At 47.3% G+C, this 6,348-nt stretch carries 11 protein-coding genes; all 11 read left to right on the top strand.

Translation table 11 applies throughout. The features are described 5' to 3' along the window. Nucleotides 1–196 precede the first annotated feature (196 nt). The 11 genes from RMO84_RS13050 to RMO84_RS13000 all read left to right on the top strand — a co-directional run bounded on the left by RMO84_RS13050 (nucleotide 197) and on the right by RMO84_RS13000 (nucleotide 6,082). The gene (locus RMO84_RS13050; protein ID WP_310488887.1) at nucleotides 197–355 is read left to right on the top strand and encodes a hypothetical protein; all 159 of its coding nucleotides are present in this window, start codon (nucleotides 197–199) and stop codon (nucleotides 353–355) included. Between the two features lie 412 nt (nucleotides 356–767). Beyond that, entirely contained in the window at nucleotides 768–1,535 is a 768-nt protein-coding gene (locus RMO84_RS13045) for a hypothetical protein (RefSeq protein ID WP_310488886.1), read from the top strand. Between the two features lie 21 nt (nucleotides 1,536–1,556). Continuing rightward, nucleotides 1,557–1,829 carry a hypothetical protein gene (locus tag RMO84_RS13040; protein WP_310488885.1) on the top strand — a complete coding sequence of 91 codons (273 nt, stop codon included), beginning with the start codon at nucleotides 1,557–1,559 and terminating at the stop codon, nucleotides 1,827–1,829. 348 nt (nucleotides 1,830–2,177) lie between these two features. Then, nucleotides 2,178–2,459: a hypothetical protein gene (locus RMO84_RS13035; RefSeq protein ID WP_310488884.1), complete on the top strand. Its 282-nt coding sequence runs from the start codon at nucleotides 2,178–2,180 to the stop codon at nucleotides 2,457–2,459. A gap of 206 nt (nucleotides 2,460–2,665) precedes the next feature. Then, nucleotides 2,666–2,992: a hypothetical protein gene (locus tag RMO84_RS13030; protein ID WP_310488883.1), complete on the top strand. Its 327-nt coding sequence runs from the start codon at nucleotides 2,666–2,668 to the stop codon at nucleotides 2,990–2,992. Between the two features lie 40 nt (nucleotides 2,993–3,032). Then, nucleotides 3,033–3,641 (top strand): signal transduction histidine kinase (STHK), LytS, encoded by a 609-nt coding sequence (locus RMO84_RS13025; RefSeq protein ID WP_310488882.1) that lies wholly within the window; start codon nucleotides 3,033–3,035, stop codon nucleotides 3,639–3,641. A 109-nt stretch (nucleotides 3,642–3,750) separates the two neighbouring features. Next, nucleotides 3,751–3,930 carry an NblA/ycf18 family protein gene (locus RMO84_RS13020; RefSeq protein WP_310488881.1) on the top strand — a complete coding sequence of 60 codons (180 nt, stop codon included), beginning with the start codon at nucleotides 3,751–3,753 and terminating at the stop codon, nucleotides 3,928–3,930. A 258-nt stretch (nucleotides 3,931–4,188) separates the two neighbouring features. Further along, entirely contained in the window at nucleotides 4,189–4,458 is a 270-nt protein-coding gene (locus RMO84_RS13015) for a GlsB/YeaQ/YmgE family stress response membrane protein (protein WP_310488880.1), read from the top strand. A gap of 64 nt (nucleotides 4,459–4,522) precedes the next feature. Next, nucleotides 4,523–4,867: a hypothetical protein gene (locus RMO84_RS13010; protein ID WP_310488879.1), complete on the top strand. Its 345-nt coding sequence runs from the start codon at nucleotides 4,523–4,525 to the stop codon at nucleotides 4,865–4,867. Between the two features lie 161 nt (nucleotides 4,868–5,028). Further along, nucleotides 5,029–5,688: a hypothetical protein gene (locus RMO84_RS13005; protein ID WP_310488878.1), complete on the top strand. Its 660-nt coding sequence runs from the start codon at nucleotides 5,029–5,031 to the stop codon at nucleotides 5,686–5,688. Between the two features lie 67 nt (nucleotides 5,689–5,755). After that, nucleotides 5,756–6,082, top strand: a complete 327-nt coding sequence (locus RMO84_RS13000; protein WP_310488877.1) for a hypothetical protein — start codon at nucleotides 5,756–5,758, stop codon at nucleotides 6,080–6,082. The last annotated feature ends 266 nt before the right edge of the window (nucleotides 6,083–6,348 follow it).

Genomic DNA, 6,348 nt, shown 5'->3' with positions numbered 1-6,348 from the left:
GTAACTATCTCTACCAGACGATCGTCACGCGGTTTTAGTTTAGAGAAAGCTTTCCCTCATCGCTTTCTCTAAATTAGCTCCATACCTGCCTCAGCGATGTGGCTATTTAGTTAAGGCATCGCCATTCGATCGGTTTACCATTCCTCAGCTGAGCATAAACTACCCGATCGCAGTTTTTACCAAACCAGATTCTGTTTTGCTTAGAGCAACACTGGGTAACGATGATTTTCCCAATCGAGTTTCGACATTCCAGTTATTGACTTCTAGTCAATTCAACTCGTTAGTTAAGAATATGCTGCGGCTGCGATTGTTTTCCTGGGGCGCAGATGTCCTTGCCAAACCTGTATTTGGCTGATTAGTATTTGCTATCGCTGTCTCCTAGACAAAATTCGATCGCGAACATCCCACCAACGGTGCCACCGAGGCACAGGATGCTGCCGAACTCGACTCAGTGCCAAATGCAGCCTAGTTAGTCGAGCCAACGGCAACCTACATTATTTGGGAAAGGGTGTCGGACTTATAGCCTGACACCCTTTCTTGTCTCAAATTCTCTGAATATTGGGCGCGGGTCTTTACAAACAAGTAGAGATTCACCATCGACTGCGCGCGCTCGTGCGGCAGGTACTCATATTGGAGCTAGCCCTCAATCTTCCTAACTATCGATCGTGATGCTATTTAACAGGCATCAACAGCTCGTCGATCGGATCTTAACGCATACCAGCCCACAGCTTCAAATATTTAACACACTCGTGTAGGAAATTTGACATATGAACTCTAGCCAGATCGAAATCGATAGTTTGAACGTCAAGAGCATGAGTACCCTTAAGTACTACCAACTCTCATCGATCGCGCCGCCCCATGAAGGTTATTTCCACAAGACCAAGGCGAGAATGCTCCAGCTCAAAAAATATCACAAGATCAGTCAAGAATATACCTTGCCGATTCCCTATCTGTGTCAAGTCTACCATCTGTTAAATTTGAAGCATCTGGAGCAAGTCCACAACCTCAGCCTCAAAGGTTTGAAAGTTGGTAATGTCAGTCAGTTTGAAGAGACAACTAGTGGCGGTAGCGTGAGATTTAAAACGTCTCTCAATCAATCGATTAATGTGTTAAGAATGTGGAGACAACCGATCGTTGAGGCAGAATTAACTCTGCATACACCTTACACGATCGAATTGGCAATTCCAGTCTATAACAACTGCAAGATTATTATTCTTTTTAATATCTTACCACTTGGTGACAATGCGCACAAGTTGTTTATTGATATTTATAGCGATTTGGAAGTTCCCAAGCCAATTCTGCAACTAGTTTTTCACTGTGCGGCTTGTGTGACCTTGGTGGAAGACCTGCCCTACCTCTACAAACTAGCTAATGCCAATCTGTACCGGCGGGTTAAGTCGATCGGGGTTTCCAATCGAGACACCATGAAACTATTCAAACGCTATGTAGATTTGTACGGTTCTAGTTTAGAGCAACCAGGTTCGATCGGCGCGATCGAATTATGTCCGTTAGCTGCATCGACTGTAGCCTGTTAAATTCTCTTTCCATAACTCATCATGTTCGTGTCCACTTTTCTTCAGATGCTGCCCTATCTCTACAAAATAGCCTTTGTGGCGGGCATGTTACTGGCATTATTCTATTATCTACGAGCGGCTGTCAAAACACTGCACAAAGACTGGCAGCACCTCAAGAGATTGCACCAAATCCCCTGCGATCGCTGTGTATTTTTTACGGGTGAATATAATCTCAAGTGTACCGTTCATCCGTATAAAGCCTTAAATGAAGACGCGATCGATTGTAGCGACTATTGCTCTGCTAAGTCTTCTTAAGCGGGGGGCGGATCGGGAAAAGTGGAACTGCGTTCCAATTTCGCCAAGTCCCCCCGTCCCTCTATCCATTGACGCTGAGGGATCTCAACAATTACTCCACTTGGTAGAAAGTAGTATTTGTGCCCAACTGATAAGATTTGGTTACAAATAATAATTGGCGAACACACATTGCAGATTTGCCAGATGGAGAGGTTCAAACCCGTAATGGTGCTGGTATCGCACTAGCCGCGATCGCAATTCACCACGATATTCACCACCATCAAACCGCATTACATTAAGGGCTGTACTTTACTTTTTGGGACAGACAGCTCGGCACCCAATCACCTAATTACGAGCAGGAGTTTGCCCATGTTACTCACTGAAATTAATGTTGACGATCTAAATACACTGATGCATTTTCGGGTCGAACGTCTTCTCCACTTGTTTGCGGCGACTTTGCCACATTGTTTGATTCAAATCGATGCTGGCGAAATGTTGGCAGTTCATTGCCCTAATTCAGCGATCGTAGACGATTTGGTCGATGAATTAGAAGATTTATGCCAACATGCTTGGCTGATTTTAGGCGTTCACTCGATCGCTGTCTATTTTGGCGAGGAAGAAATCCTCCGCGCCAATACTTATTTTCGCTAAGGTGGCCGAGTCTAGATTGTAGGCAGATCTATCTATCGATCGAGGTAAAAAGATTTTAGTTTGGTAACTTACGCTAGGCCGATCGAGCTAGTCAGAGATGATTCGTTTAGCAGATGGATTGAACCGGTAGATTTGATAACATTTGATTAATACAAAAAGTATCCAAGATCGATTTTTTATTTATCAGTTTACTAACGACAAATATCATGACAATTAATAAACCCCAGCAAAATTCCACTGCCAAATCGGTCGATGAAATCGCGGCTCAACAACTGGCAGATGCCGAACAGTACGATCGACACACTCCTGACAGCTACGATCCGCATATCATTCCAGCGGAGACAGCAGCTCGGCAAGAGCGTGAGGGCGAAAACTTTAAAAGATTGCCCAAGCATCCCCCTGGATCGGAAAGTTTAGATACAACTGCCGGTTTTACAGTCGATAAAGAAGGACTAGTCGATAATTTTGGAATCGAACCAGAAATGTACTATGAAACGCCTGGTGATATTCCCGAATCAGCACAACCCAAATAATTGTCTAGTTAGATTAGCGATCGATTTTTAGGAGTGAACTATGATGCAACAACAACGTGCCGTCGGCAGTTTTGCCGACTACCAGACTGCGGGATCTGCCCTCACCGAATTAAAAGCCAGCGGCTTTACGATGGCAGAAGTGTCCCTGATCGGTCGGGATCTCGACGGTCAAACCACCACTGCTGGTGCTAAAACTACTGCAAGTATCACCGAGCTAGGCGATCTACATTCCGATGACGATCGACCGAAAGAAACGGCCAAAAATGGCGCGATCGCCGGAACTGCCTTCGGGAGCCTAACTGGTTTATTAGTAGGCGTAGGCAGCTTGGCACTACCTGGTGTCGGCCCGTTAATGTTGGTTGGGGCAACGGCAACCGCGCTAGCAACGGCGGCTTCTGGCGGCGCGATTGGTGCGGCGGCTGGGGGTCTAGTCGGCGGTTTAGTCGGTTTGGGAATTCCGGACGAGCACGCTAGCCTCTATGAGGGGCGCGTAGCGGCTGGCAATTATTTGGTCATTGTTGAAGGATCGGCTGCTGACATCGATCGCGCCGCAGCAACTTTGACTAAGTGCGGGATTCAAGATTGGTACGTCATCGATCCAGATCGGCATCCAGCTTCCATGGCGGCATCAGGGTCGCCTCAATCGTAGCAACTGGCTCTTGGCGACGATCGCGACTGCACCAGTTACCGCGAGATCGTCGTCCCTATGTTCATCTCTACTTCGCGCGGTTGTTCCACTTACTATTTAGGTCAAAATCGTGGATATATTAGCATTAGAACTCAGTCTCGAACAACAGTTTTCGTTAGCAAAATATTCTCAACAAGTCAAAGAATTAAGTCCAGAGCGCGCTCAGGAATTTCTGCTCGAAGCCTTCCGCCAATTAATGGTTAAAGATAATGTAATTCGCGCTTTGGCTAAATCTGGCAGCATGAATTAAGCGATCGATTCGCGACTGATTTCGATCGACATCTAATCGATCGAGCGAGTGACTTTAGCATCTAAATTGCCATAAATCATCGAGTCAGACAGGTAGTAATATTTGTCACTCGATTGATTTTTTGGCGCGCAATATCGACTAGTGGATCTCTATCCATTGACGCTAGCGACCGATCGAGAGTTCCTCCACTTGAGGGAAAGGGTTTAACCAGCGTGACTGCTAAATTAATATTATCGTCCCACATAAAAGAGTCTCACCATGAATATTATTGCTTGGGTAGTTTTAGGTTTATTAGCAGGCGCGATCGCCAAAGCGATCGTACCTGGAGATCAAGGCGGTAGCTGGTTATCAACGCTACTTTTAGGTGTGATTGGTGCCTTCATTGGCGGGACGTTACACACCTTTATCCAGACGGGCACGCTGCAATTGGCAGCACCTGGATTGAGTATTCCGGGCGTGTTTGTTGCCGTACTAGGTGCCATTATCGCGATTTATCTTTACGGTTTAGTCGCACGTAGAAATATCTAGTGCTAGCGATCGCACCGCTTGGTTCTAGTTGAGTTTATGTCCCTTAGTTTCAGAGGAGTTTAGTATGAAATACATTTCCAAAGTGGTGTCATTCGTCCGCCCCATTCAGACGCTCTTGGCCGTGTTCTTTGCTGCTGTCCTGTTTGTTGGTAGTGGCTTCCCTGCACTCGCAGGTCAGAGTGCGCCCACCAAGGGTGTAGAGCAATTAAATCAGATTGAAGAACAATCGAAAGAAGCATTGAAGAACCCGGCGAATTCGCTCGAATCGATCGAAGAACGCTCTCAGGGTGCTCTCAATGAAGTCCAGCCCAATGCTGCCGATCGCGATACCATGCATCGCTCTAGCGATACTAAGTTACCCGTGGTCAAACAAGCAGAAAAAGCGATCGACAAACTCAAAAATGGCTAAGTAATCGATCGATTCACATTTCTAGTTACAAATCCAAAGTGCTCGCACAGCTTACTTTTCGATCCCATTGGGAATGACCCGAGCGCGCTACTGCCGATCGTTACGCTTGAATAATTTCAGGATGCATATTCCCCTCACCTTACAACTTCTGGAGAATTATCATGGCTTACGTAGATAGACCGAATGATTATATTGGCGAACGCACATTACCTGTAGTGGCGGCCAACTATCACGACCAAGTCCGTTGGGGGCCGATTATTGCGGGATTGGTCGTAGCCTTGAGCACCCAATTAGTCTTGAGCGCGTTGGGCGTAGCCGTTGGAGCTGGAGCACTTAGTGATTCTGGTGCCCCTCGGACTGACGCTGGCGGTGTTGGTACCAATATCGGGATTTGGTCGATTGTCAGTTTATTGATCTCGCTATTTGCTGGCGGCTGGACGGCAGCCCGGACTGCCGGACGAATGAGCCGCAATACAGCTCTATTAAATGGTGCGATCCTGTGGGCATCGATGTTAGCCCTAAGCGCGTGGTTGCTGTCTAGTGGTGTTTCTGGTGCCTTTGGGGTAGCTGCTTCCAATGCTGGAAGTGTCATCAATCAAGTGCGTCAGGTCAACCCCACAGTCGTGCCGACGACTCCCGGTCAAGTTGCGTCCAAAACCCCAGACATTACCGCTCAACAAACTCGGCAGATTGCTGAGAATACATCTAAAGTTAGTTGGTCGTTCGTCTTGGGTTCCCTGTTAGGCTTGCTGTCTTCCTTAATAGGTTCGGCAGTCGGCCATCGCAATCCCCGCATGAACAACATGCCCGATCGTGAGTAAGCAGTTCGCGGCACGCTAGCACTATCGAGAAAGCTCAAACAATTGCATCGCCACAGGAGTGCGAATTATGTCGATCGTTTCAATCTTTGCCTCACTGCAAGTACAATCCGCAAAGCTCAAAGCACGGCTGAGCGACATCGATCGTCAATTGGAGTTGCGTTACGGCGATCGTTACGGCCAGATCAAAGGTCAGGTCGAACGGCAAATAGCAGACAAGAAGAGCTGGTATGCCAAGACCAGAGCCGAAGTCGAACGGACGGGGGAGATTCCTCTAGATCGCCAGCAAGCAGCTACGAGCGATCGCTTTGCCAGAGCTGGCTCCACCGCTGCCCGCAAGGAGGGCGCGATTAAGCAGCAACTTAAAGAACTTTGGCGCAGCCTCAAAAACCGTTAAAGTGCTTCACGATTTGGGGCTTAGAGGATGACTGAAAACTCAATTTTGTTAAGCTCAAACCCTAGAAAATCCCCCTAAATCCCCCTTGAAAAGGGGGACTAAGAGGTCGGTTCCCCCCTTTTGAAGCTACCGTGTATACACATCTTTGGTGAGAAGCGAATTTGGTGTGAATCCCCCTGTCTTGTCGTTTTTTTATTCGGGGGGAACCCCTTAAAAACGCCGCTAAATCCCCCTTAAAAAGGGAGACTTCCGGATCTTTCCCCCCC

Origin of the sequence: Chamaesiphon sp. VAR_69_metabat_338 (genome assembly GCF_031423935.1) — a bacterium.
GTDB lineage: Bacteria > Cyanobacteriota > Cyanobacteriia > Cyanobacteriales > Chamaesiphonaceae > Chamaesiphon.
This window is presented reverse-complemented; position numbering and strand designations above follow the sequence as displayed.